Consider the following 22,534-nt stretch of genomic DNA (forward strand, 5'->3'; position numbering starts at 1 on the left):
GCGGGGGTCTGGCTTATGGGAGCCTCCTTTGCCGGCCGAGGCGCGGGTTTTTTACCCTCCCCTGGAGGGGGAGGGTCGGCCTGAAAGGCCGGGGTGGGGTGAAAAAGTGCGAAGGTGGTAATGATGGAGCCTGTTCCTGTGAAGAAGACACCCCACCCCGAGGCTTCGCCTCGACCCCAGGCACTTCCAAGGGGAAGTGCCGATCCCTCCAGGGGAGGGTAAAATGCGTGCCGGTGCTGGTCATGCCGCATCCCTCGCCAAGAGGCCCTTGAGGCCGCCCTGCCGGACGCTGCGGTCGATCACCAAAGCGGCGAGGATCACTGCGCCGTAGATCGCCTGCTGCCAGAAGCCGGACACGCCGAGGATCGGCAGGGCCACGCTGACGGCGCCCAGCAGGAGCACGCCAAGCACGGTGCCGGCGACCGAGCCCGAGCCGCCATTGATCGATACCCCGCCGATGACCACGGGCGCGATCACCGTGAATTCGAAGCCGACGCCGGTGATGCCGGGATTCACATAGCCGAAGCGCGAAGCGTACATCACGCCTGCGAGCCCGGCGAGCGCCCCGGACAGCACGAAGACCAGCACGGTGATCGGCGCGGCGCGGATGCCGCGCAGCGGCGCCGCCACCGGATTGGAGCCGATGGCATAGATCTGGCGCCCGAGCCTGGAATAGCCGAGGAAGAGATAGGTTGCGATCGCCACGGCAAAGGCGATCAGGATGATCCAGGGGATGCCGAAGACCGGCGACGTCTGGCTGAGCTCGATCAGGCCTCGCGGAATATATTGCGGATCGACCTGGCGGGCGTCGGAGATGAAGAAGATCAGGCCGCGATAAAGGCTGAGCGTGCCGAGCGTCACGATGATGGACGGCAGCTTGAAGGTCGTCACCACCAGCCCGTTGACCAGGCCGAGCAGGGCGCCGACGGCGATTGCGGCGATGACGCCGACCAGGACAGGCAGGTCTGGATGGTCACGCCAGAGCATGCCGGCGACGATGGCGGAAAAGCCGAGGATCGAGCCGATGGAGAGGTCGACATGGCGGGCGACCAGCACCATCATCTCGCCCATCGCCGCCACCATGATCAGGGGCACGGCCAGCAGCACGATGCGTAGCGTTTCGGTGGAGAGGAAGCGCGGCTGGATCAACCCGACGATGAGGGCAAAGAGCGCGATCATCACCACGATGCCGGCTTCGCGGCGGCGGAAGAGTTCAGCGATGTTCATGCGGCGGCTAGTCCATCCCGGCTCGACTTGCGGCGCGGCACGGCGGCCTGCATCACGCTCTCCTCGGTGGCCTCGCTGCGGGGGAGATTGGCGGTAAGGCGTCCCTCCGACATCACCAGCACGCGGTCACTGAGCGCCAGGAGTTCCGGCAGTTCGGAAGAAATCAGCAGCACGGCCCGGCCCGAGGCGGCCAACTCGCCGATCATCTCGTAGAACTCTGCCTTGACGCCGATATCGATGCCGCGCGTCGGTTCGTCGAGGATGAGAACGTGCGGATCGGTGAGCAGCCAGCGCGCCAGGATGGCCTTTTGCTGGTTGCCGCCCGAAAGCTCGCCGATGGGCTGGCGCTGGCTGGCGAGGCGTATGCGCAATCGGCGCACCTGTTCCCGGGCGATCGAACGCTCGAGGGCGCGACGGATCACGCCGCCCGGAGCGATCCTGCCCGGCACGGCCGCGGTGATGTTCTGCTCGACCGGCAGGGTGCGAAAGATGCCGGCGACCGCCCGGTCCTCCGGCACGAAGGCGAGGCCATGGGCCACCGCATCCGCCGGCTCGCGGATGGTGACGGTCTTCCCGTCAACCGCGATGCTGCCGCTGGCGGCGGGAACCACGCCGAACAGCGCGCGGGCGACATCGGTGCGGCCGGCACCGACCAGGCCCCCGAGGCCGACGATCTCGCCCTTGCGCACCTCGAAGCTGATATCCTCGAACTTGCCGGGCAGGCTCAGGCCCCGCACTGCCAATGCAACCGCCCCGATCTCGGACTTGTGCTGGGGAATGTAGCCCTTCACCTCCCGGCCGATCATCAGGCGGATGATGTCGGCGTCGGAGAGCCTGGCAGTCTCTTCGGTGGCGATCTTGCTGCCGTCCCGGAAGATGGTGACGCGGTCGCACAGCGCCCGCACTTCCTCGAGCCGGTGGCTGATGAAGATGATGGTGCGGCCTTCCTGCCGGAGCTGGCGGGCGATGCCGAACAGGGTCTCGACTTCCTTGGGCGTCAGCGGGGCCGTAGGCTCGTCCATGATGATCAGGCGGCTGTCGCTGGCCAGCGCCCGGGCGATTTCCACCATCTGCTGGTCGGCGATGGAAAGACCGCGCATCGGCTTGGCGACATCGATGGCGATGCCGAGCCGGGCCATCAGGCCCTCCGCTTCGCGCCGGAGTTCGCTCCAGCGCACCCGCCCGAGTGCCGGGCCTTGATGGCGGCCGAGCACGAGATTTTCGGCGACGGAGAGATCGGGAAAGGAGATCGGCTCCTGATGGATCAGGGTGATGCCGAGCTTCTGGGCGATCAGGGGCGTCGACACCTCGACGGGCGCCCCGTTCAGGGTGAGCGAACCGCGGCTGGGCCGATGCACGCCGGCGATGATCTTGGCGAAGGTCGATTTGCCCGCCCCGTTCTCGCCGAGCAAGGCGTGGATTTCGCCGGCATGGAGGTCGAGGTCGACATCGCGCAGTACCTCCACGCCGGCAAACTGCTTGGAGATGCCGCGGGCCGAGATCAGGATCGGCAGCTCCGTTGCAGGTTTGCCCGCATGGTTCATGGCGTGGGCGCGTCCTTGTCGATCAGGCCTTCCGTCTTGAGGTCCGACCAGAAGCCGGGAGGGATCGGGGCGTGATGCGAGGCGACGTTCTCCACCATCTCGCTCGGCTTCACGGCGCCCGGGATTTCCGAGACAACGGCAGGGTGGGCCAGCACGAATTGCAGCGCCGCCGCCGGCAGGGCGACGCCATGGGCCTTGCAGACCGCCTCGATGCCACGCACCTTGGCCTGCACGGCCTCTGGCGCCTTGCTGTAGTTGTAGTTGGCGCTGCCGCCGGAACCGGTGACCAGGATACCCGAGGCGAAGGGGGAGCCGATGACGACGCTGACCTTGCGCTTCACGCATTCGGCCATGCCGGTATGCAGGCAGCCCTGGTCGATCAGGGTGTAGGGCATCGCCACCAGCACGAAGTCGAGATCGACCAGCGGAGCTACGGTCTCCAGGGCGTCGGCAGTGTTGATGCCCATGCCGATAGCCTTGATCTCGCCGCGCTTCTTCAATTCCTCCAGCGCCTTGATGCCGGAATAGACCAGGTCCTTCTTGCGATAGCCGAAATCGGGGCCCTGATAGGCGGCGTCGAGGTCGTGGATGACCAGGGCGTCGATGGTGTTGAGGCCGAGCCGCATCATCGACTGCTCGTAGGAGCGCATGATGCCATCATAGCTGTAGTCGTAGCGGTGCTGGAAGGGCAGGCCGCCGAGCCACATCTCCGATTTGAAGGTGGTGGGATCGAAGGGACGTTCGAGGATGCGCCCGACCTTGGTGATCAGTTGGTATTCCTGGCGCGGCCGATGCCTGAGGCCGTAGCCGAGGCGATGTTCGGAGAGACCGAGGCCATACCAGGGCGCGGTATCGAACAGGCGCACGCCCGCATCCCAGGCGGCGTCGATGGTGGCGATGGCATCGGCTTCGGTCACCAGGCTGTAGAGCTCGCCGAGATGTGCCGCGCCATAGCCGAAGGTTGGAACGGTCATCGCCGTCTGGCCGACGCGGCGGCGCTCGAACTCCTTGGGCATGCAGGCTCTCCGGGGCATTTCTGGTTTTGCGGTTTCGGCCGCGTTTGCGAATAAGTTGTCAGACAAAAATTAGTTTGACAAGTTTTTACTGACTGACGGAGAATGGCCGTAAGACCCAATGCGGTTTACTTAAGCGCCTTCGAGTTTCCACGACCTTTGTCATTGCCGGGCTTGATCCGGCAATCCAGCTCCAAGCCCGTTACGGGAGCGGGCTTCTGGATGACCGGGTCAAGCCCGGCTATGACAAATCGGGGTGTTTCTTCCTTAAGTAGCTGTGTTTGGCCAAGGCCGGCATCGATGCAGAAATGCCGGATGCGACTTCGCGCTCACGTTGAGGATGCCATGCCCGATTTTCCCATCATCGACACGCATCTTCACGTCTGGGATCATACGAAGCTGAAATATTCGGCTTTCGAAGGCAGCCCGCTGTTTTCCAGGAACTACCATGTCGAGGACTACAGGCGCGATCTCGGCTCGGTCGAAGTCGAGGCCATGGTCTTCCTTGAATGCTATGCCGATTTCTGGGAAGGCGGCGGCCAATATCTCGACGAGATCCGCTTCGTCGAGGAGGAGGCCCGGCGCGATCCCGGCCTCAGGGCGATCGTGCCGATGGCGCCGCTGGAATGGGGCCGGCGGGCAGAGCCGATCCTGGCTGAGATGAAGGACAAGCACCCCATGGTGCGAGGCATCCGCCGCATCGTCGAGTTCGACGCCGATCCGCGTGCCCTGACCCTGTCGGACAACTTCGTCGAAGGCGTCAATCTCCTCGAAGAATTCGGCTACCATTTCGAGATCAACGTCCATCACCACCAGATGGACATCGTGCGGGACTTCGTGAAGCGCATCCCGCATGTGCCGATGATCCTGGATCATTGCGGCAAACCCGGCGTCAAGGAAGGCGCCATCGCGCAGTTTCGCGACGATGTGAAGGAATTGGCGCGCTGCCCCAACCTTTTCATCAAGCTCTCCGACCTGCCGGTGGAGGCTGACCTCGCGAACTGGACCGATACGGACCTCAGGCCTTACATCGACGCCACCTTCGAGAGCTTCGGCATCGACCGCACCCTCTTTGCCATGGACTGGCCGATCTGCCTGCAGGCCACCAGCATGACGCGCTGGGTCGAGACGCTCGATCGTGCCACGGCGGGTTTTTCTGAAGTCGATCTGCGCAAGTTCTACCGGGATAACGCGAATTCCTTCTACCGCCTGTAGCGTTTTGCGATTTGACGGACTCACCAAGAATCGCAAAGACGCGTGGAAACGAAGAGCCGGAGCAAAAGTGCGTTTTCGTCAAAACGCGCTTTGCTCAGGGCCTGTGAGGCAGTAAGGCAGTCCTGTGAGCAAGCTGATCAAAGACCCCGATTTCAGCGATCTGGCGGCCCTGGATGCCGGCGAGGCCGTCTCCGAACCATTCGGCGGCGGCGCGCTGGAGCGGCGTCCGATCGCCGAGCAGGTCGCCACCCGCATCATGGGCATGATCAAGTCGGGCAATCTTCGATCCGGCGACCGCCTGCCGACCGAGCAGCAGATGGGCATTGCCTTCGGCATTTCGCGCCCGCCCTTGCGAGAAGCACTCAAGGCGCTGACCCTGATGGGCGTGCTCGAAAGCCGCCAGGGCGGACGCTATAGCGTCACCGACCTGTCGCCGAGCCGCCTGGTGGCGCCGTTCTCGACCATGCTCTCCTTCGCCGACTACGACGTGCGCGAGCATTTCGAGGCGCGGGTGGTGGTCGAACTCGAACTGGTGCGTCTCTGCGCCGAACGGGCTGATGAGGAGACACGGGCACGCATCCTCGAATTGGCCGTCGACGGCCGCGCCTTCCACGAGGATCCGGTTGCCTTCCGCCTGCTCGACATCGAGTTGCACCGGGCCCTCTATGGCGGCGGCCACAGCCGCCTGCTCGCTGCGATGGCGGAAGGGCTCTACGATGTCGGGCTCGACGTGCGCCGCGTCGCCAGCGCCCTGCCCGGTGTGATCGAGATCAGCGTAGCCCAGCATGTCGAGATCGCCGAGGCCGTGATGGCCCGCGATGCCGCGGCGGCGGTGGCTGCCTATCGCCGGCATCTCGAACATGTACGTGACACCTCCAGCCAGGCGCAGGAGGTGATCGGCGGCGAGATGGCCGCTCGGGACGCCGCTAACCGGCCCGACAAGCGCTGATCGCGGATCGCCGGCATAACCGGAATTGCCTTCGAGAGAACACCCCAAGGAAACGTCGCAAGCAAACGTCGCAAGGAAACGCTCCATGCCGGACCGCATCGCTTTTCGCATGAACCTGAACCCCGGCCAGGCCGCCGAATATGAAAAGCGCCATGACGAGATCTTTCCCGAGCTGGTGATGCTGCTGAGGCAGGTCGGCATCTCCGACTACACGATCTGGCTTGACCCGGAGGACCACCATCTCTTCGCCATCCTCACCCGCAGCGACGACCACAAGCTCGACCGATTGCCCGACGAGGCGGTGATGAAGCGCTGGTGGGCGTTCATGGGCGACATCATGGCCACCAATCCGGACAGTTCCCCGGTGCAGGTGCCGCTGAAGCGGGTGTTCTATTTGCCATAGAGCCGGTGAGAGACAGGCGGCACCTAAACGTCTTCCTCGCTGTCCCTTTCATAGAACAGCCCATGGACCTCATATCCGGGCCTGGTCCGAATGGCCTCTGCGCGAATGATTTGCGCTCGGACGAAGGGCTCATCCACTCCGCCGGCCCTGAGGATCGCATCGGGTTGGATGCCCTCCAACCAGGTTGTCACGGTGGAACGCGGCTGAGACGTTGCAATGAAAATATAGCCAAGAGTCGGCCAGTCTTCTTCGTCGTCAAATCCCCAGATCTGGATGGCAACGTCTGCCACGTCGTCACGACCGCGGACATCCATGAGGCGGTCGCGAAAGGCCTCTATGCCGAAGGTGAGAATGGCCCGACTGGAGACGGCGTTACGTGTGATTCCTGCTGTAAAGAAATCTTCGATGGCGACAATTGGCAGTCTGTTGGTCCCATCTCGCTTGAAGACGTGATCCTGCTCATGCACGAGCCGGCGCAAGTTCGAGCGGTTTCTTTGGGCGTCCTCCGCTTTCTCCGGCATCTCCGCTCACCCGTAGCGGTGCAGCCCGGCACCATGCGACTTCAGCCAGGCCCGGGCTTCCTCGGTACGGGGACAGAGCTGGTGGCACAGGCGCCAGAAGCGGGGCGAGTGGTTCATTTCCTTCAGATGCGAAACCTCGTGCGCAGCGAGATAGTCGAGCACGAAGGGCGGCGCCAGGATCAGGCGCCAGGAGAAGGCCAGCGCCCCGGTCGAGGAGCAGGAGCCCCAGCGGCTGGTGGTGTCCTTGACGCTGATCGGGCCGTGCTTGACACCGAGCGCCGCGGTATGGCGCGCGACGGCCGCCTGCACCTCGCGCAGAGCCTGTTTCTTCAGCCAGTCGGTGAGGCGGCGCGGCAAATGCTTGATATCGCCATGCACGACGAGGAGGGGCGGCGTGCCTGCCTCGATCTTTGCGGTACCACGGCCCTCGCGATGCTCGATGCGGTGCGGCACGTCGCGGATGGGCACCATGGCGCCGTCGGCGAAGCTGACATCCTGGGCGAGCTTGGCCAGCTTCAGGGCGATCCAGCCGGCATGCTTGTCGGCGAAGGCCTTGGCGGTGATCAGGCTGCCACGCGCCGGCATGGAGAGCACGATGTCGCGCTGCGCCGTACGCACCCGGAGCGTGTAGCGGCGCGCCGAAACCAGCCGCCTGACGGCAACCGGATAGGTTGTCGCCCCGATCCTGACGGTGATCTGCTCGGGTTGGGGCGTCGGATTGCGTCGAAACAGCGATATCATGCTCGAATCAGGTTTGAGCCGCCATCATAACCCGGATTGCGGTTTTGCCGCGGCTGGCGTAGGGGCGAGGCAATTCATCTCAAAGGATCCGCCATGTATTCCGATCCTACCCCCTGGTGGCAGCCGTCGGCCCATCAGGATCGCCGGTCCTTCCTGATCGGGCGCAACCGGCTGATGACGGCGCTGCGCGGTTTCTTCACGGCGGAGGACTTCACCGAGGTCGACACTTCAATCCTGCAGGTCTCCCCCGGCAACGAGGCGCATCTGCATGCCTTCGCCACCGATCTGATCGATGCCGATCTTTCGGTACGCCGGCTTTATCTGCACACCTCGCCGGAATTCGCCTGCAAGAAGCTGCTGGCGGCGGGGGAGGAGCGCCTGTTCACCTTCGCCAAGGTCTTCCGCAACCGCGAGCGGACCGGCACCCATTCGCCCGAATTCACCATGCTGGAATGGTATCGCAGCGGCGAACCCTATCGGAAGCTGATGGACGATTGCGCCAGGCTGCTGGCCCTTGCCGCCGAAACGGGCGGCCTCAAGCGCTTCAGCTATCGCGGCGTGGAGACGGACCCCTTCGCCGAACCCGAGAAGCTCAGCGTCGCCGAGGCCTTCGAGCGCTTTGCCGGCATCGATCTCCTGGCGACGCTCGACAAGGACGGCAGCAGCGACCGTGACGCTTTGGCCGACGCCACTGTTCGGGCCGGCCTGCGGGTTGCCGCCGATGATACCTGGTCCGACATCTATTCCGGCGTGCTGGTGCAGAAGATCGAGCCCTATCTCGGCCTGGGACGCGCCACCATCCTCCACGAATATCCAAGCGTGGAGGCGGCGCTGGCCCGCCGCACCGCCGATGATCCGCGCGTGGCCGAGCGCTTCGAGCTCTATGCCTGCGGCGTCGAGCTCGCCAATGCCTTCGGCGAGCTGACCGATACCGAGGAGCAGCGCCGCCGCTTCCAGGCGGAGATGGACGAGAAAGAGCGTATCTATGGCGAGCGCTATCCGATCGACGAGGATTTCCTCGCTGCGCTTGCCATCATGCCTGAGGCCAGCGGCATTGCCCTTGGCTTCGACCGGCTTGCCATGCTGGCGACGGGCGCAAGCCGCATCGACCAGGTAATCTGGACCCCGGTGGCGTGAGGCTGTGAATAGCGGGGATATGTTGCGTGAGAGGCCACAATCTCGACAAAAGGACCTGTGAGCTTTCACCCCATGCCGTTGACGCGGCACGAACTTGATCCGCGAGAGTCCTCATTGCACCGCCGGCCCTAGGGTCGGCGGTTTTTTCTGCAGGAAGCGTCCGCGGTCCCAGCCGGCTGCCACGCCGCACCGTCTTCAAAAACAAGAGGGCCGGTGCTGAGACCGGCCCTCTTCAGAGATCGTTTGGCGGCTCTTACGCAGCCGCGTCGCGGGCGCGATCGGCTTTCTTGCGCTCGTTGGGATCGAGGATGGCCTTGCGCAGGCGGATCGACTTCGGCGTGACCTCCAGGAGTTCGTCGTCCTGGATCCAGGCGATCGACTTTTCCAGCGTCATCCGGATCGGTGGCGTCAGGCGCACGGCTTCGTCCTTGCCGGAGGCCCGGACGTTGGTGAGCTTCTTGCCCTTGAGCACGTTCACTTCCAGATCGTTCTCGCGATTATGCTCGCCCACGATCATGCCCTGATAGACCTTCCAGCCGGGCTCGATCATCATCGGGCCGCGGTCTTCCAGGTTCCACAGCGCATAGGCCACGGCCTCGCCGGCGTCGGTGGAGATCAGCACGCCGTTGCGGCGGCCGGCCACCTCGCCCTTGAAGGGGGCATAGGCATGGAACAGGCGGTTCAGCACGGCGGTGCCGCGGGTGTCGGTGAGCAACTCGTTCTGATAGCCGATCAGGCCCCGGGTCGGGGCGTGGAAGACCAAGCGCTGGCGGTTGCCGCCGGAGGGGCGCATTTCGATCATGTCGGCCTTGCGCTCCGACATCTTCTGCACCACGGCACCGGAGAATTCCTCGTCGACGTCGATCACCACTTCTTCGATCGGCTCCAGGACTTCGCCGGTGGTCTCGTCCTTCTGGAAGACCACGCGCGGGCGGGAGACGCCGAGTTCGAAGCCCTCGCGGCGCATCACCTCGATCAGGATGGCGAGCTGGAGTTCGCCGCGGCCGGAGACGATGAACGAGTCCTTGTCGACCGATTCCTCGATCTTCAGCGCGACATTGCCCTCAGCTTCCTTGAGCAGGCGGTCGCGGATGACGCGGCTGGTCACCTTGTCGCCCTCGGTGCCGGCGAGCGGGGAATCGTTGACGGTGAAGGTCATCGACACGGTCGGCGGGTCGATCGGCTGGGCGATGATCGGGTCGGTGACTTCGAGCGCGCAGAAGGTGTCGGCGACGGTGCCCTGGGTCAGGCCGGCGATGGCGACGATGTCGCCCGCCTCGGCTTCCTCGACCGGCTGGCGTTCGATGCCGCGGAAGGCAAGCACCTTGGAGACGCGGCCCTGCTCGATCACCTTGCCGTCATGCGAAAGCGCCTTGATCGCCATGTTCGGCTTCAGCGTGCCCGAGGAGATGCGGCCAGTGAGGACGCGGCCGAGATAGGGGTTGGCTTCCAGGATGGTGGCGAGCATGCGGAAGGGACCGGGCTCGACGGTGGGCTGCGCGACATGCTTGAGCACGAGGTCGAACAGCGGTGCCATGCCGTCGTCATGCGAAGCCTCGGGGGAGGTCCCCATCCAGCCCTGCTTGCCCGAACCGTAGAGGATCGGGAAGTCGAGCTGCTCATCGGTGGCGTCGAGGGCGGCGAAGAGGTCGAACACCTCGTTGATCACCTCGGTGGTGCGGGCGTCGGGCTTGTCGACCTTGTTGATGGCGACGATCGGCTTGAGGCCGATCTTGAGGGCCTTGGCCACCACGAACTTGGTCTGCGGCATCGGCCCTTCGGCGGCGTCCACCAGCACGATGGCGCCATCGACCATGTTGAGGATGCGCTCGACCTCGCCGCCGAAATCGGCGTGGCCGGGTGTGTCGACGATGTTGACGCGGGTATCCTTCCACACCACCGAGGTAGCCTTGGCCAGGATGGTGATGCCGCGCTCCTTCTCGAGATCGTTCGAGTCCATCACGCGCTCGGCCACGCGCTGATTGTCGCGGAAGGCGCCGGACTGCCGCAGCAGTTGGTCAACCAGCGTGGTCTTGCCATGGTCGACGTGGGCGATGATGGCGATATTGCGAAGTTGCATAGGTTAAACCGGGTTCCTGGCTAAGGCGAAGTGCGTTCAGACGGAAACGCTCTTCTGCCCCAACTCGTTGTTTCCAAGCCAATCCGATGGATTGGCGAGAGCGATTGTGCGATTCCCGACGTTCCACCAAATCGCAAAAATGCTTGAGCCGATGGCATCGGGCCGCGCCAAAAAGGGGATCGTCTGTCGGATTTTGCGCCGCAATATCACAGGAGAGGGGGGCGCGGCAATGGCGCAGCAGCCAACTAACGGCTCCTAGCCGTCCTTTTCCGGCTCATATTCCAAGAATGTCGGCAGGTCATCGGCCGTCGCGAACCAGGAAACCTGGCTGCGGGTCCAGATATGCTTGCGGGGCGGCACCAGCGAGGGGTCGTCGAGCGTGCCGATATTGATGCTGATCTCGGACGCAGACTCGCGCAGCCGGAATTCGATCGAGGCGCCGCAGTCGCCGCAGAAGCGGCGCTCCCCGAAACTGGAAGAGTGATAGACGCGCGGCTCGCCCTTCACATAGCCAAAGGTCTCGACGGCAAAGAGCGCCCAGGGCTGGGCGGGCGCTCCCGAAATGCGCTGGCAGATGCGGCAATGGCACCAGCCGGCATCGAAGGGCACTGCCTGCGCTTCGTAGCGGATCGCCCCGCATGCGCAGCCGCCGGTCAGCAGGGCCATGGCATCCCCTCCGTCAGGCCGCAGATGTGTTCGGCCTTCCAGCTTCCCAGCTTACAGATTCGCATGGGAAAGGGGGAGGTGGGTTTTGATATGACGGTGTTTCAATAAAGACCTGCGGTATCGGCGATGAGGCCGATACCGCAGGAACGGGCGAGCGCCGGCTGACAGGGCGGAAAACCTAGCGCTGCGCCACGAAGACCGCATTGTCGAGGACGAAGGACCCGTCGGCCTCGACTGCGAAGTGCTGGCGCACCTCCTCCGACATCGCAGCCTGCAGGGCACGGATGGCCTCGACGAAGACCGGCGGCGTACGCATGCGCGTGATCCAGGAGGTAAATTCGAGCGGCTGTCGCCCCGGCGTCGTCGTACCCAAGGTGAAGCCGGCGGCGGCGAGCATGGCCTGCCATTCGCGGATCGAATAATCGCGGACATGCGAGGGGTCGCGCAGCATCTCGAAGGCCTGCAGGAAGGTGTCACAGACGGCCCGCGCCGGGGCGATGGCATCGGCGATCACCAGCGTGCCGCCTGGGCGCAGGACACGGAAGGCTTCCTGCAAGGCTGCGGGCACGTCGCCCCAGTGATGGGCCGAATAACGGCTGAGCACCATGTCGAAGCTGGCGTTGGCAAAGGGCAACTGCTCGACCGAGCCCTGGCGGGTGGCGATATTGGCAAGGCCGCGCCTGGCGGCTTCCTCGGCGACGGCCGCCAGCATTTCCGACGAGAGATCGTAGGCGACCACCTGAGCCGCGACCGGCGCGGCCGCGAAGCTGACATGCCCGCCGCCGCAGCCCAGATCCAGCACGTGAGAGGGATGCCGGGCCGCGATCGCTTCGGCCACCAGAGCGAGATCCTCGCCCTTGGCATGGACGGAGCTGGCGACGTAGGCGGCTGCCTGGGAGCCGAATTGGCTGGTGACCAGGTTTTCCAGGGTGGCCGATCGGGCCATGGTTCTTACTCCATAAGGCTGAACACGCGGCTGAAGCGTTTGTGATTCGATCGCCTGATACAGGGCGGGCGGTGCCTGTAATGAGGCTCGCCCACTCCCCCGAGAGCAGACTGGAACGTCTCTAGGTTCTGATTTACACTGGTACCAGATCCTTTTTTATCCTGGTATGAAAGTTGCCATGACAGCGGAGTCGGATCAGGCGCGCCGCCAGCAGCTCGGCGAATTCCTGCGGTCTCAGCGGGCGCGGCTCACGCCCGATCTTTTCGGCCTGCAGGGCGGGGCGCGGCGGCGAACGCCGGGCCTGCGCCGCGAGGAAGTGGCCCAGCTCGCCGGCCTTTCGACCACCTGGTACACCTGGCTGGAGCAGGGGCGGGACATATCCCTGTCCGCCCATGCGCTGGGGCGGCTTGCCAATGTCCTGAACTTTTCGCAGGCCGAGCGCGCCTATCTGTTCGATCTCGCCGGCAAGCGCGATCCGCAGGCCAGCACCGAATCCGAGCCGGCAGCACCGCCGGCCCTGCTCACCGCCCTCGATACCATCGCCGGCCCGGCCTATCTGCTCGACCACCTCTGGAACGCACTGGGCTGGAATGCCCAGGCGGCGGAACTCTTCAGCGGCTGGCTCGACGGCGACAATGACCGCAACCTCCTCGCCTATATTTTCCTCAGCCCGGCCGCGCGGGAGCTGATCGAGGACTGGGAGGGACGGGCTCGTCGGGTGATCGCCGAGTTCCGCATCGATTACGGCCATCACATCGAGGAGGAGGCGATGCAGGCACTCGTCGGCGGGCTTGTGACGCGGAGCCCCTTCTTCGCGCAGGCCTGGCCGATCCATAGCGTGATCGGCCGCGAAGGCGGGCTGCGGCGTTTCAATCATCCCGCGCGCGGCGCGCTCGAATTCCAGCAGATCACCCTCAATCCGACGACGCGGCCGGATCTCAAATTCGTCATGCTGGTGTGACTGGTTTTGGGGGCGGGTCTTCGGACACCCCTGCCTCTCCAACGAGCGCTGCGATTCCAGGCGGGTCCGAAGACCGCCCCCATATCGCCCGCCTTGCCGCGGCCTCGTCGCTCGGCTAGGTTTCGCGCCAATTTCCCCAAGGGTATTCCCCCATGTCCCTAGAGACCGATCTCCTGGTCGACAGGCGCGTTCTGCGCCGCAAGCTTTCCGTCTGGCGCGTGCTGGCCTTCCTATTTCTGGCTGTCGCCTTGGTGGTGGCCTATCTCGCCATTGTCGGCACCGGCGCCCTGCAGCATCGCAGCCCGCATATCGCCCGCATCAAGCTCGACGGCTTCGTGGGGGACCAGACCGCCAATCTGAAGCTGTTCGATCAGATTGCGGCGTCCCAGGCCGAGGCGGTGATCGTGCGGATCAACTCCCCCGGCGGTACGACCTCCGGCGGCGAGGCGCTCTATGACGGCCTGCGCAAGCTCTCGGCCAGCAAGCCGACGGTCGCCTTCATCGACGGGCTCGGGGCGTCCGCCGCCTATATGGCCGCCGTCGGCACAGATCACATCGTGGCCCGGCGGTCCTCTCTGGTCGGTTCGATCGGCGTACTGGTGCAATATCCCAATGTCTCCAAGCTGCTCGATACCCTCGGTGTCAGCGTCGAAGCGGTGAAATCCTCCCCGTTGAAGGCGTCGCCGGACGGGTTCACGCCGACCAGCCCGGAGGCGCGGGCAGCACTCGCCTCCATCGTCAACGACACCTATGGCTGGTTCAAGGACCTGGTGAAGGATCGGCGCAAATTTGATGATGCCGGCCTTGCCGCCGTCGCCGACGGGCGCGTCTTCACCGGCAAGCAGGCACTCGATCTCAAGCTCATCGACGAGATGGGCGACGAGACCACCGCGATCGCCTGGCTGAGCAAGGACAAGCCGCGCATGAAGGCGCTGCCGGTCGAAGACTGGGACAAGCCTTCCACCACCTCCTCCTTCCCCTTTGCGCGCACGGGACTGGCCTGGCTTGCCGACAGCCTCGGCATCACCAGCCTGGGCGATGCCATCCGGACGGCACCAGATACGCCGCCGGCTGCGCTTGACGGGCTTGTTTCGGTTTGGCACCCTTGAGGCATTCGTGTCTCACGGTCTGTCGGGACCATAGTAACGTGTCAAACAAGGCATTGTAGAGCATCAACAAGACCTGGAGCGGGCGTACGCTTGGGCTCGATCCGTATCATGCTGTAAGGGAGCTTGGACGCGATTCGCGTCGAGCGAACGAAATTTCACAAGACCGGCGACTCACGGGAACGAAAATGATCAAATCCGAATTGGTTCTGAAGATTGCGGAAGCCAATCCGCACCTCTATCAGCGCGACATCGAAAACATCGTCAATGCCATCCTCGACGAGATCGTCAATGCGATGGCCAAGGGCGACCGGGTCGAGCTGCGCGGCTTCGGGGCTTTTTCGGTGAAGGCCCGTCCCGCTCGCATCGGCCGCAATCCGCGTACCGGCGCGCATGTGCCCGTGGACGAGAAATTCGTGCCTTTCTTCAAGACCGGCAAGGACATGCGGCTGCGACTGAACAAGTCGACGGCCTGACACAGTTATCGTGCCGGAGCGGGGCAGGTCATGAAGCGCATATTCTATTATTTCATCCTGATTCTGGCCCTGATCGTGATGGCGGCCTTTGCCATCGCGAACAAGCAATGGATCGCCGAAGGCGTAGCTTTGTCCTACGATCCCACAGCGCCGGGCGCCGAAGCGACCACATTGCATCTGCCGATGTTCCTGATCCTGTTCGGGGTCCTGCTTGTCGGCATGTTGATCGGCGGGATCACCGTCTGGCTGAAGCAGAGCCGTTTCCGCCGCGCCGCGCGGGCCGCCCAGGTCGAGGTGGAGCGCAATCGCAATGAGCTCGACCGCCTGCGTAGCCAGGCTGGCCCCGTACCCGAAGCACGCGACAGCCATGCCGTCCTGCCTTCGAGCGTGCCGTTCTGACGCTCCCGGTGTGATCGTTTCGCCCTGATCGGAACATCGTGCCGAAAAGTGGGCACCGGTTTTCGGCAAAAACGATGCTGTAGGCCGATCTGTTTCCTGCAACCGGATCGGTTATACTTCCCGCTCCGGGCCATACGGCCAAAACCTTCTTGTTGCCTCGGACGAAACAGCCATGCGCGTCATCACCGCCGATGAGATCGATGGCCTTCTGACCTTTCCCGATCTGATCGAGGCATTGCGCTCGGCCTTTGCGGCCGATTTCGTCACGCCGCCACGACAGCATCTTGAAATCGGCCACGGCGCCGCTGCGGCCACTGCCCTGATCATGCCGTCCTGGACCGGCGATGCACCGGGGCCGGGCGCCTTCCTCGGTACCAAACTGGTGAATGTGTTCCCGGCCAATGGCGCCCGCGGCCTGCCGGCCGTGCTCGGCACCTATGTCTTGATGTCGGGCGAAACTGGGGCGCCCCTGGCGGCGATCGATGGCACCCGGCTGACCCATTGGCGCACGGCCGCCGCTTCGGGGCTCGCCGCCTCCTATCTGGCCCGGCCTGATGCGAACCGCCTTGCCATGGTGGGCGCTGGCGCGCTGGCACCCTTCCTCATCCGCGCCCATGCCAGCCAGCGACCGATCAGCGATGTGGCGATCTGGAACCATCGGGCGGAACGCGCCGAAAAGCTGGTGGAGGAACTGGGCCAGCAGGGGATTACGGCTCGATACGAGCCGGATCTCGAGCGCGCGGTGCGCACAGCCGATGTGATTTCCTGCGCCACGCTGTCCAACCTGCCCTTGGTCAAGGGAGCCTGGCTGCGGCCGGGCATGCATCTGGACTTGGTCGGCGCTTTCAATCTGCAGATGCGCGAGGCCGATGACGAGGCCGTACGTGCCAGCGATCTGTTCATCGACACGCCGGGTGCCCTGATCGAGGGCGGCGACATCGCTCTGGCCCTCAAGGCCGGCACGATCAGTCAGGATGATATCCGGGCCGATCTGGCCGACCTCACCCGGGGGAGGCATCCCGGCCGTGATTCGAGCGAGGCGGTGACGCTGTTCAAGTCGATCGGCAGTGCGTTGGAGGACCTCGCCGCGGCGATCCTGGTGTGGAAGAAGGCCGAGCGCTGACGGCGAGAGACCGCCGGCCTCGAACGAGCTTCCGCCGCAAGCTCCCTTATCGTGCCAAACGCTTCAACTCGGCTTGCGCGAGCCTGTATTCGACGAACGTCTTAGGGCAGGTGTCTATGGTCTTCTTCAGGAGGGCGGTTGCATCACCCACATTGTGTTGAAGCACCAGCCATTCACCCTGATAGAATGTTGCTTCGCAACGTTGGTTATCGTTCTCAGCCGCCGCCATCATGGCGTTCGAATCGCGTCGGCCGAGATAGAACTCGAGAACAGGATAAGGCCAGCTCTTGTCCTTCACGCTATCGGCATCTTGCGTGAGCTTGCTCATTCCGTCCTCTCCTGCCCTCGCCAGGGATAGATAACGCCAAAGCTTACTGTAAACGAAGTCGTTACGGTTCAAGGCTGTTGAGAAATCCTCGGCCGCAGCATGAAAATTGCCAATCGTAAAGTTGATGATCGCTCTATCCGAGAACGCAGATGCCTCATCGGGGAATTGTGCGATCGTGTCTTGTGACGCTTTCAGGGCTTTGTCGACGTCACCGGCCATTTCAAAAGCCTCCGCGCGCAAACCGTAGACCTGCAGCAGTTTCGGATCGAGCTGGATGGCCTTGTCGAAATCCGCCAGCGCGAGCGAGGCATCGCCTTGGCGCAGGCTTGCCAAACCGCGATTGGCATAAGGAGCAGCAAAGTCTGGCTTGAGTTTTATGGCCGTTTCACAGCTGGCAATGGCTCCGGCATAGTCCAGCTTCGCGATGAGGACGCGGCACCGTTCATTATGCCCATGAGCCTCCGCCGGAGAAAGGCTTATGGCAACGTCGATATCGGATAGAGCGTTCTTGTAATTCTGTCGCTGCGCAGAGTCGTTCTGTGTCGTCTGGGTGCTTTCAGCGAGAGAAAGATAGGCATCGCTGCGGTAGATGAAATTGTCCGTGTGCTTAGGACTCAATTCGATTGCATGAGAACAAATCCTCACTGCTTCAGTGTGATTCCCGATTGATTCCTGCAAGTCGCAGAGGTTGTTCCATGCAAAACCCAATGTTTTATCTATATTTATTGCCTGTTTTAGATTTTTGTTCGCACTTTCCAGATTTCCTGCGACCATGTCGAGCCAGCCGAGATTGTTGTAGGCCATTGCAAGTGTCGGTTGCAGCTCGATTGCTTTATTGAGATCTTTTCGAGCCTCATCATGTTTTGAAATTTTTATATAAGCATAGCCACGATTGAGATAAGCGGCAGGCAAGCTGAGGCTTTGTATTGTAATGAAGCTTCGTTTAGAGCTTTCTGCGGCATCTATGATTTGAGTGCAGCCATCGATTTTCCTCATGATGTCTTTGTCTTGCAGGCAACTCACGGTGACGGAAAAGGTATGTCTGTAAGTTTGGAAAGCAAAATAGCCTCCCACCGCAACCACCAGGACGCCTGCCACGCAGGCCAGAATTAATTTCTGCACCTGTCCCTCATTCCGCAAGAGGAAGATCTTTCCACTTGAAGGAAGCTAGCGAATATTTCTTTAGACTTCCAGTGTCGTGCTTCGTGGTTCTAACTTTTACCCTACAACTCGCGGTCTTTCTGCAGATCCGGCTTCAGTACCTTGCGTAGTTACGGTAACCTAGGGAGGCCGCCAGGGAGTGGGGTCTGTGGCCGTGCGTCGAGCGACGCTGTTCAAGTCGATCGGCAGTGCGTTGAAGGACCTCGCCGCGGCGATCCTGGTGTGGCGCAAGGCCGGCGGCGAAGGCTGACGACCTGTCCCGAAGAGATCGGTTCATGTCACGTCATTGCGAGCGCAGCGAAGCAATCCATACTCTCGCATGCCGGTCGGACTGGATTGCTTCGCTACGGTCACAATGACGAATTTAGTATCGCTTGCGTATAAGGGCCAAGCTGCCGCTATGCCGCATCGCTTGCCTGTTTCTGATGCAAGTCCAGGGCTTCCCGCAGCCATTCCAGCCAGTCCTTGAGGGCGCCCGCCTGGCCGGCTTCGAGACCGGTGTTCGTGGTGATCTGGGACGGCACGACGCGGGCCTTCTCGCGCAGGGCCTTGCCTTCGGCGGTGAGGGAGATGCGGACCTGGCGCTCGTCATGGCTGTCGCGCCGGCGTTTCAGCAGCCCCGCTGCCTCCAGGCGCTTGAGCAAGGGGGTCAACGTATTGGTTTCCAGGAAGAGCCGGGCGCCGATCTCGCCGACCTTGAGTCCGTCCCGCTCCCACAGGCAGAGCATGACCAGATATTGCGGATAGGTCAGGCCGAGCGGATCAAGCAGAGGCTTGTAGGAACGGCCAAAGGCATTGTTGGCGGCGTAGAGCGCGAAGCAGAGCTGGTTCTGCAAGAGCAGCGGCGTGAACTCGTTGGAAGACAATTCCATCGGTGCCTCCTTTGACGCAACGTTCGGTGCCGGCTGCACAAGCCTGGCCGGCGAGCTTCAGCCGCGAATCATATCGCACACGACAGGGATGCAGAATCATTTTCGCAGACTTTCCCGCCAAAAATCGCCTTTCCGAAAAAATGCTCCTCCTGTCAAAATAAATATCGCGCACGATATAAATGTGTGCGATATAGAGCGTGTATTCAACCCGAAGGGAGTTCGTCATGAAGGTTCTCTACACCACCGCAGCCCGTTCCGATCACAATGGCCGCGACGGCGGTCGCTCCGGTACCGTGGATGGCCATTTTTCGGTCAAGCTGGATCTGCCCAAGGAACTCGGCGGCGCCGGCGGCCCCGGCACCAATCCGGAACAGTTGTTCGCCACCGGCTACGCCGCCTGCTTCATGGGCGCGCTGCGTTTCGTGGCCGGCAAGGAAAAGGTTACCCTTCCCGAGGATGCCAGCGTCACCGCCACGGTCGGTATCGGACCGCGTGACGATGGTGCCGGCTTCGGCCTCGATGTCGCTCTTGCCGTCGCGCTGCCGGGTATCGACCATGCCCGTGCCGAGGATCTCGTCGCCAAGGCCCACATCGTTTGCCCCTATTCTGAGGCGACCCGCAAGAATCTCGACGTCCGCCTCAGCGTGGTCTGAGGCCGTTCGCGACCGGCATTCGGTACCGGGCGTGCGGATCCTGTGGGGAGACGTGCGCCTGGCCGTGCCGGGCATGGCTGGCATGGTGATTCGGCGCTAAGCAGGGAGCTCTGCCCGGAGTTCCCCCATGTCACTGCCTCGCCCCTGGCGTGAAGTCCTGCCGCAGCTTTTGTCGACGGCGCTGATCCCGCTCACCGTGGCCGGGATCGGCTGGTACTACACGCGGTGGCAGCAGAATCTCGCCGATCTGCGCACCATGATCGACCTGATGACCGATGCCGCGCCGGAGAAGCGCAAATATGGCGTCGCCATGTTCGAATATCTCCTCAAGAACGACAAGGTGCCGGTGGAGTTCATCACCGCGCAGCTCGATTATGCCAATTCGTCTTCGGACCGCGATTTGCTGCCCCTGCTGGAGAACGCGGTGCAGAAGGCCTCGCTCGTCAACACTTCGGTGAAGTCGGCCTATGAGGAGGCGACGGCAAGGTTGCCGAGCCGCATCTTCGTTCACGCGCTCAACGACACGCAGCGCCCCTGCGCCAATATCCTGCTCGACGAGATGAAGGACGGCGACAAGGCGGCCATCACATTCCCGTCGGTGCTATCAGCCAAATGGTCGGGCGAAGCGCATGAACTGCGCTACTTCAAGGCATCCGACCGCAAGCGCGCCGAAAGCCTCGCCGAACTCTTCGCTTCCGTCGGCCTGCAGCTCACCACCAAGGATCTGTCGACGAGCTGGAGTGGGGCGCGGGATTCGCGCCCCAACACCTTCGAGATCTGGTTCGGTAATCCGGCCCTGCCAGTGAATTGCCTGCAGCCCAGGAAATAGGCCTGGAAACAAACCCGACCGAGGTCAGGCTGCCGCGGCCGCCTGCCGGATGGCTATCCGGGTAATGTCCCTCGCCAGCTTGGCGGCATGGGTCACCATCACGCCGTGGGCTATGCCTTCATAGACCAGCAGCTCGGCTTCCGGGATCAGGGCGGCGAAGCGCTTGCCGGTGCTTTCCAGCGGTGCCGAGACGTCGCGGTCGCCATGGATCAGCGTGACAGGCACCCTGAGGGCGGTGGCTTCGGGGCGCAAATCGGTCTCCACGATCGCGCGCTGCAGATCGATCAGGATGCGCCGCGAACCGCCCAGCACCATGTCTACAAGCCCGTCCAGGGTGTGCTTGCTGGCCCCGGGTGCGAAAGGTTCGATATTGGCCTCGAGCCAGGCCGGCAGGTTGTCGGCAAGCTGTTCCATCAGGGCCTCGATGGCTTCCCTCGGCCGCCCCTGATCGTTGCCCGGTCCGGCGACGAGGCAGGGGCCCTGGGCCCCGACCAGGACGATGCGCCCGATCCGCCCTGCCCCGTGGCGGCTGATATAGCGCAGCACTTCGCCGACGGCGCAGGAATGGGCGACCACGGTGAGGTCGCTGAGGCCGAGCTGAGTGATCACGGCGTCGAGGTCGTCCGCTAGCGCGTCGAAATCGACGGTGCCCGGATCGCTCGAGTGACCATGGCCGCGCCGATCATAGGCGATGGTGCGCAGTCCCTGGGCGTTGAGCCCGATCATGGTTTGCGCCCAGATGCCGGAATCCATTGCCCAGCCGGCAAGCAGTAGCACGGGAGCGCCCTGGCCCCAGTCGCGAACGAAAAGACGGTGGCCATCGGCGATCTCGACGAAAGGTGCGGTCATGGCGGTTCCTCCGGGTTGAGAGGCCGCCATTGTGCCGGGAGCGGAGGTGGCACGCGATTACGCCCAAGGTAATCGCCTTCCTCGACCCGCTCACTATCCTCGGTGGCGTTGGCGGCGGGAATGCCGCAGGAGGACAGTCAAATGAGCGTGACCTATCTGATCGGCTTTGTCGTCAACCCCGGGCAGCGCGAGCGCTTCCTCGGCATGCTGAACACATTGTTGGACACGATGCGTCATGAAGCGACCTTCGTGAACGCCACGCTCCATGGCGATCCCGCCGATCCCTGCCGTTTCCTGCTTCACGAAACCTGGGTCGATCATCAGGAGGTGCTCGACGTGCAGCTCAACCGGCCCTATCGGCAGGCCTGGCACAAGGCTCTGCCCGAATTGCTGGCGGAACCTCGCTCCGTATCGATGTGGCAGCCGCTTCGTGCCGACCGGAAGGATTGACCGCCGGCGTGGCTACCACAGGTTCCGGCCGTCGATGACGGTGACGGGCACGGCCTCCAGGTCGAAATCGTCGAAGAGCCTGGCGTTGATGCTGATCTTGGGATTGTCGAAATCGGGCTCGCCGGTCGACCAGTCCGGCGTCTGCGTATAGGTGCCGCAGCCGCAGGTTGCGCAAAAGTGATGCTGGATGGTCTTCGACCCCCAACGATAGGTCGCGACCTGTTCGGGCGGCGAGGTCAGCCGGAACTGCTCGGGCTTGTAATAGGCCCAGAGCGAGCCGCGCTTGGAACAGAAGCTGCAGGTGCAGCGTGTCACCTCCTGCGGCGCCTCGCTCAACTCGAATGTCGTGCCGCCGCAATGGCAGCTGCCTTTGAGAGCCATGGCTTGTTCCTTTCCAATCTTCGCTGTAGCTCTTGATAAAGCCTGTCTGCTGACATCTTCCTGTCAGCAGTGATCCGCTAAAACGAGAGCCTGATGAGCGCTGCCCGCAAGATCCACACCTTGACCTTCCATCTCCTCGGCATCAGCGGCGAGGATGCCATGGATGATATCATCGATGAGATCGAGGAGTTCGCCGATGGCGTGGAGTGGCCGATCGAGGCGCCTGATGCCTTCAAGCACAAGGTCAGCGAGACCGATCCGGACACGGGCTGCGCGGTGGAGCTGCCGGTGCGCGCCAGCCTTGCCGGAGAGACCATCGCCGGCGAAAAAGCCGATTTTGCCGGCGCCATCGCGCTGATCGAGCATTTGCGCCAGCTCTCGGCCCGCCATCGCTTCGATGTCGAAATCACCTTCGACAAGGAGATTGTCGGCACCATCGACAAGGGGGCCTATAGCGAGACCCTGCGCCAGGGATTGGTCGAACCCTGGCAGGTTGGGTAGCCA

25 protein-coding genes are annotated in these 22,534 nt (G+C 63.2%); 13 read left to right on the forward strand and 12 right to left on the reverse strand.

Annotated elements, in window-relative coordinates:
- Positions 1-240: 240 nt before the first annotated feature.
- The 3 genes from ACZYTC_RS20085 to ACZYTC_RS20095 are packed head-to-tail and all read right to left on the reverse strand — an operon-like array spanning position 241 to position 3,787.
- Positions 241-1,227 carry an ABC transporter permease gene (locus ACZYTC_RS20085; protein ID WP_434958742.1) on the reverse strand — a complete coding sequence of 329 codons (987 nt, stop codon included), beginning with the start codon at positions 1,225-1,227 and terminating at the stop codon, positions 241-243.
- Entirely contained in the window at positions 1,224-2,771 is a 1,548-nt protein-coding gene (locus ACZYTC_RS20090) for a sugar ABC transporter ATP-binding protein (RefSeq protein ID WP_441770878.1), read from the reverse strand. The genes ACZYTC_RS20085 and ACZYTC_RS20090 overlap by 4 nt, the downstream gene beginning before the upstream one ends.
- Complete coding sequence (locus ACZYTC_RS20095) at positions 2,768-3,787, reverse strand: aldo/keto reductase (protein WP_441770879.1); 1,020 nt, start codon at positions 3,785-3,787, stop codon at positions 2,768-2,770. Before ACZYTC_RS20095 ends, ACZYTC_RS20090 begins: the two co-directional genes overlap by 4 nt.
- A 342-nt stretch (positions 3,788-4,129) precedes the next feature.
- Between ACZYTC_RS20095 and ACZYTC_RS20100 the strand changes: the two genes are divergently transcribed.
- The 3 genes from ACZYTC_RS20100 to rhaM all read left to right on the forward strand — a co-directional run bounded on the left by ACZYTC_RS20100 (position 4,130) and on the right by rhaM (position 6,351).
- On the forward strand, positions 4,130-4,999 hold the full coding sequence (locus tag ACZYTC_RS20100; RefSeq protein ID WP_441770880.1) for an amidohydrolase family protein: 870 nt from the start codon (positions 4,130-4,132) through the stop codon (positions 4,997-4,999).
- Between the two features lie 124 nt (positions 5,000-5,123).
- A complete protein-coding gene (locus ACZYTC_RS20105; protein ID WP_441770881.1) occupies positions 5,124-5,948 on the forward strand; it encodes a FadR/GntR family transcriptional regulator in 825 nt (274 codons plus the stop codon).
- A gap of 85 nt (positions 5,949-6,033) precedes the next feature.
- Positions 6,034-6,351 (forward strand): L-rhamnose mutarotase, encoded by a 318-nt coding sequence (gene rhaM / locus ACZYTC_RS20110; protein WP_434958737.1) that lies wholly within the window; start codon positions 6,034-6,036, stop codon positions 6,349-6,351.
- A gap of 23 nt (positions 6,352-6,374) precedes the next feature.
- On the opposite strand, the gene ACZYTC_RS20115 is transcribed toward rhaM, so the two are convergent.
- On the reverse strand, positions 6,375-6,872 hold the full coding sequence (locus tag ACZYTC_RS20115; protein ID WP_441770882.1) for a hypothetical protein: 498 nt from the start codon (positions 6,870-6,872) through the stop codon (positions 6,375-6,377).
- 6 nt (positions 6,873-6,878) lie between these two features.
- Positions 6,879-7,613 (reverse strand): M48 family metallopeptidase, encoded by a 735-nt coding sequence (locus ACZYTC_RS20120; protein WP_441770883.1) that lies wholly within the window; start codon positions 7,611-7,613, stop codon positions 6,879-6,881.
- A 93-nt stretch (positions 7,614-7,706) separates the two neighbouring features.
- On the opposite strand from ACZYTC_RS20120, the gene epmA reads away from it, so the two are divergent.
- On the forward strand, positions 7,707-8,750 hold the full coding sequence (gene epmA / locus ACZYTC_RS20125; RefSeq protein WP_488990390.1) for an EF-P lysine aminoacylase EpmA: 1,044 nt from the start codon (positions 7,707-7,709) through the stop codon (positions 8,748-8,750).
- A 253-nt stretch (positions 8,751-9,003) separates the two neighbouring features.
- Here epmA and typA read toward each other — a convergent pair whose 3' ends face one another.
- The 3 genes from typA to ACZYTC_RS20140 all read right to left on the reverse strand — a co-directional run bounded on the left by typA (position 9,004) and on the right by ACZYTC_RS20140 (position 12,442).
- Positions 9,004-10,830 carry a translational GTPase TypA gene (gene typA, locus ACZYTC_RS20130; RefSeq protein ID WP_434958733.1) on the reverse strand — a complete coding sequence of 609 codons (1,827 nt, stop codon included), beginning with the start codon at positions 10,828-10,830 and terminating at the stop codon, positions 9,004-9,006.
- A 255-nt stretch (positions 10,831-11,085) separates the two neighbouring features.
- Positions 11,086-11,496, reverse strand: a complete 411-nt coding sequence (locus ACZYTC_RS20135; RefSeq protein ID WP_434958732.1) for a GFA family protein — start codon at positions 11,494-11,496, stop codon at positions 11,086-11,088.
- Positions 11,497-11,674: 178 nt separating this feature from the next.
- Positions 11,675-12,442 carry a class I SAM-dependent methyltransferase gene (locus ACZYTC_RS20140; RefSeq protein ID WP_488990391.1) on the reverse strand — a complete coding sequence of 256 codons (768 nt, stop codon included), beginning with the start codon at positions 12,440-12,442 and terminating at the stop codon, positions 11,675-11,677.
- A 178-nt stretch (positions 12,443-12,620) separates the two neighbouring features.
- Between ACZYTC_RS20140 and ACZYTC_RS20145 the strand changes: the two genes are divergently transcribed.
- The 5 genes from ACZYTC_RS20145 (at position 12,621) to lhpI (ending at position 16,507) form a co-directional block, all read left to right on the forward strand.
- The gene (locus tag ACZYTC_RS20145; RefSeq protein WP_434958730.1) at positions 12,621-13,403 is read left to right on the forward strand and encodes a helix-turn-helix transcriptional regulator; all 783 of its coding nucleotides are present in this window, start codon (positions 12,621-12,623) and stop codon (positions 13,401-13,403) included.
- A 152-nt stretch (positions 13,404-13,555) separates the two neighbouring features.
- The gene (gene sppA, locus ACZYTC_RS20150; RefSeq protein ID WP_488990392.1) at positions 13,556-14,512 is read left to right on the forward strand and encodes a signal peptide peptidase SppA; all 957 of its coding nucleotides are present in this window, start codon (positions 13,556-13,558) and stop codon (positions 14,510-14,512) included.
- Between the two features lie 185 nt (positions 14,513-14,697).
- Positions 14,698-14,985 carry an integration host factor subunit beta gene (ihfB, locus tag ACZYTC_RS20155; protein ID WP_434958728.1) on the forward strand — a complete coding sequence of 96 codons (288 nt, stop codon included), beginning with the start codon at positions 14,698-14,700 and terminating at the stop codon, positions 14,983-14,985.
- Between the two features lie 30 nt (positions 14,986-15,015).
- Complete coding sequence (locus tag ACZYTC_RS20160; RefSeq protein ID WP_488990393.1) at positions 15,016-15,384, forward strand: lipopolysaccharide assembly protein LapA domain-containing protein; 369 nt, start codon at positions 15,016-15,018, stop codon at positions 15,382-15,384.
- Positions 15,385-15,556: 172 nt separating this feature from the next.
- Positions 15,557-16,507, forward strand: coding sequence for a bifunctional Delta(1)-pyrroline-2-carboxylate/Delta(1)-piperideine-2-carboxylate reductase (lhpI, locus tag ACZYTC_RS20165; protein ID WP_488990394.1), 951 nt, complete (start codon positions 15,557-15,559; stop codon positions 16,505-16,507).
- Between the two features lie 46 nt (positions 16,508-16,553).
- Here the strand turns inward: lhpI and ACZYTC_RS20170 are convergent, their stop codons facing one another.
- A complete protein-coding gene (locus tag ACZYTC_RS20170; RefSeq protein ID WP_434958725.1) occupies positions 16,554-17,957 on the reverse strand; it encodes a tetratricopeptide repeat protein in 1,404 nt (467 codons plus the stop codon).
- A 437-nt stretch (positions 17,958-18,394) separates the two neighbouring features.
- Positions 18,395-18,868, reverse strand: coding sequence for a MarR family winged helix-turn-helix transcriptional regulator (locus tag ACZYTC_RS20175; protein ID WP_488990395.1), 474 nt, complete (start codon positions 18,866-18,868; stop codon positions 18,395-18,397).
- A 224-nt stretch (positions 18,869-19,092) separates the two neighbouring features.
- Here ACZYTC_RS20175 and ACZYTC_RS20180 point away from each other — a divergent pair, with 224 nt between their 5' ends.
- Together ACZYTC_RS20180 and ACZYTC_RS20185 are read left to right on the forward strand one after the other, a co-directional pair.
- Positions 19,093-19,521, forward strand: a complete 429-nt coding sequence (locus ACZYTC_RS20180) for an organic hydroperoxide resistance protein (protein ID WP_434958723.1) — start codon at positions 19,093-19,095, stop codon at positions 19,519-19,521.
- Positions 19,522-19,648: 127 nt separating this feature from the next.
- Complete coding sequence (locus ACZYTC_RS20185) at positions 19,649-20,350, forward strand: hypothetical protein (protein ID WP_441770889.1); 702 nt, start codon at positions 19,649-19,651, stop codon at positions 20,348-20,350.
- A gap of 24 nt (positions 20,351-20,374) precedes the next feature.
- Here ACZYTC_RS20185 and ACZYTC_RS20190 read toward each other — a convergent pair whose 3' ends face one another.
- On the reverse strand, positions 20,375-21,199 hold the full coding sequence (locus tag ACZYTC_RS20190; RefSeq protein ID WP_488990396.1) for an alpha/beta fold hydrolase: 825 nt from the start codon (positions 21,197-21,199) through the stop codon (positions 20,375-20,377).
- Between the two features lie 141 nt (positions 21,200-21,340).
- Here ACZYTC_RS20190 and ACZYTC_RS20195 point away from each other — a divergent pair, with 141 nt between their 5' ends.
- The gene (locus ACZYTC_RS20195) at positions 21,341-21,649 is read left to right on the forward strand and encodes a putative quinol monooxygenase (protein ID WP_434958720.1); all 309 of its coding nucleotides are present in this window, start codon (positions 21,341-21,343) and stop codon (positions 21,647-21,649) included.
- A gap of 12 nt (positions 21,650-21,661) precedes the next feature.
- Here the strand turns inward: ACZYTC_RS20195 and ACZYTC_RS20200 are convergent, their stop codons facing one another.
- Complete coding sequence (locus ACZYTC_RS20200) at positions 21,662-22,030, reverse strand: GFA family protein (RefSeq protein ID WP_434958719.1); 369 nt, start codon at positions 22,028-22,030, stop codon at positions 21,662-21,664.
- 93 nt (positions 22,031-22,123) lie between these two features.
- On the opposite strand from ACZYTC_RS20200, the gene ACZYTC_RS20205 reads away from it, so the two are divergent.
- Positions 22,124-22,531, forward strand: a complete 408-nt coding sequence (locus ACZYTC_RS20205; protein ID WP_434958718.1) for a hypothetical protein — start codon at positions 22,124-22,126, stop codon at positions 22,529-22,531.
- Positions 22,532-22,534: the final 3 nt, after the last annotated feature.

It is taken from the genome of Labrys sp. F242, assembly GCF_057813875.1.

Bases quoted from the DNA above. Each gene is read 5' to 3' on its own strand.
- ACZYTC_RS20085 (WP_434958742.1), bottom strand. From the start codon at position 1,227: ATGAACATCGCTGAACTCTTCCGCCGCCGCGAAGCCGGCATCGTGGTG.
- ACZYTC_RS20090 (WP_441770878.1), bottom strand. From the start codon at position 2,771: ATGAACCATGCGGGCAAACCTGCAACGGAGCTGCCGATCCTGATCTCG.
- ACZYTC_RS20095 (WP_441770879.1), bottom strand. From the start codon at position 3,787: ATGCCCAAGGAGTTCGAGCGCCGCCGCGTCGGCCAGACGGCGATGACC.
- ACZYTC_RS20100 (WP_441770880.1), top strand. From the start codon at position 4,130: ATGCCCGATTTTCCCATCATCGACACGCATCTTCACGTCTGGGATCAT.
- rhaM (WP_434958737.1), top strand. From the start codon at position 6,034: ATGCCGGACCGCATCGCTTTTCGCATGAACCTGAACCCCGGCCAGGCC.
- ACZYTC_RS20115 (WP_441770882.1), bottom strand. From the start codon at position 6,872: ATGCCGGAGAAAGCGGAGGACGCCCAAAGAAACCGCTCGAACTTGCGC.
- ACZYTC_RS20120 (WP_441770883.1), bottom strand. From the start codon at position 7,613: ATGATATCGCTGTTTCGACGCAATCCGACGCCCCAACCCGAGCAGATC.
- epmA (WP_488990390.1), top strand. From the start codon at position 7,707: ATGTATTCCGATCCTACCCCCTGGTGGCAGCCGTCGGCCCATCAGGAT.
- typA (WP_434958733.1), bottom strand. From the start codon at position 10,830: ATGCAACTTCGCAATATCGCCATCATCGCCCACGTCGACCATGGCAAG.
- ACZYTC_RS20135 (WP_434958732.1), bottom strand. From the start codon at position 11,496: ATGGCCCTGCTGACCGGCGGCTGCGCATGCGGGGCGATCCGCTACGAA.
- ACZYTC_RS20140 (WP_488990391.1), bottom strand. From the start codon at position 12,442: ATGGCCCGATCGGCCACCCTGGAAAACCTGGTCACCAGCCAATTCGGC.
- ACZYTC_RS20145 (WP_434958730.1), top strand. From the start codon at position 12,621: ATGACAGCGGAGTCGGATCAGGCGCGCCGCCAGCAGCTCGGCGAATTC.
- sppA (WP_488990392.1), top strand. From the start codon at position 13,556: ATGTCCCTAGAGACCGATCTCCTGGTCGACAGGCGCGTTCTGCGCCGC.
- ihfB (WP_434958728.1), top strand. From the start codon at position 14,698: ATGATCAAATCCGAATTGGTTCTGAAGATTGCGGAAGCCAATCCGCAC.
- ACZYTC_RS20160 (WP_488990393.1), top strand. From the start codon at position 15,016: ATGAAGCGCATATTCTATTATTTCATCCTGATTCTGGCCCTGATCGTG.
- lhpI (WP_488990394.1), top strand. From the start codon at position 15,557: ATGCGCGTCATCACCGCCGATGAGATCGATGGCCTTCTGACCTTTCCC.
- ACZYTC_RS20175 (WP_488990395.1), bottom strand. From the start codon at position 18,868: ATGGAATTGTCTTCCAACGAGTTCACGCCGCTGCTCTTGCAGAACCAG.
- ACZYTC_RS20180 (WP_434958723.1), top strand. From the start codon at position 19,093: ATGAAGGTTCTCTACACCACCGCAGCCCGTTCCGATCACAATGGCCGC.
- ACZYTC_RS20185 (WP_441770889.1), top strand. From the start codon at position 19,649: ATGTCACTGCCTCGCCCCTGGCGTGAAGTCCTGCCGCAGCTTTTGTCG.
- ACZYTC_RS20190 (WP_488990396.1), bottom strand. From the start codon at position 21,199: ATGACCGCACCTTTCGTCGAGATCGCCGATGGCCACCGTCTTTTCGTT.
- ACZYTC_RS20195 (WP_434958720.1), top strand. From the start codon at position 21,341: ATGAGCGTGACCTATCTGATCGGCTTTGTCGTCAACCCCGGGCAGCGC.
- ACZYTC_RS20200 (WP_434958719.1), bottom strand. From the start codon at position 22,030: ATGGCTCTCAAAGGCAGCTGCCATTGCGGCGGCACGACATTCGAGTTG.
- ACZYTC_RS20205 (WP_434958718.1), top strand. From the start codon at position 22,124: ATGAGCGCTGCCCGCAAGATCCACACCTTGACCTTCCATCTCCTCGGC.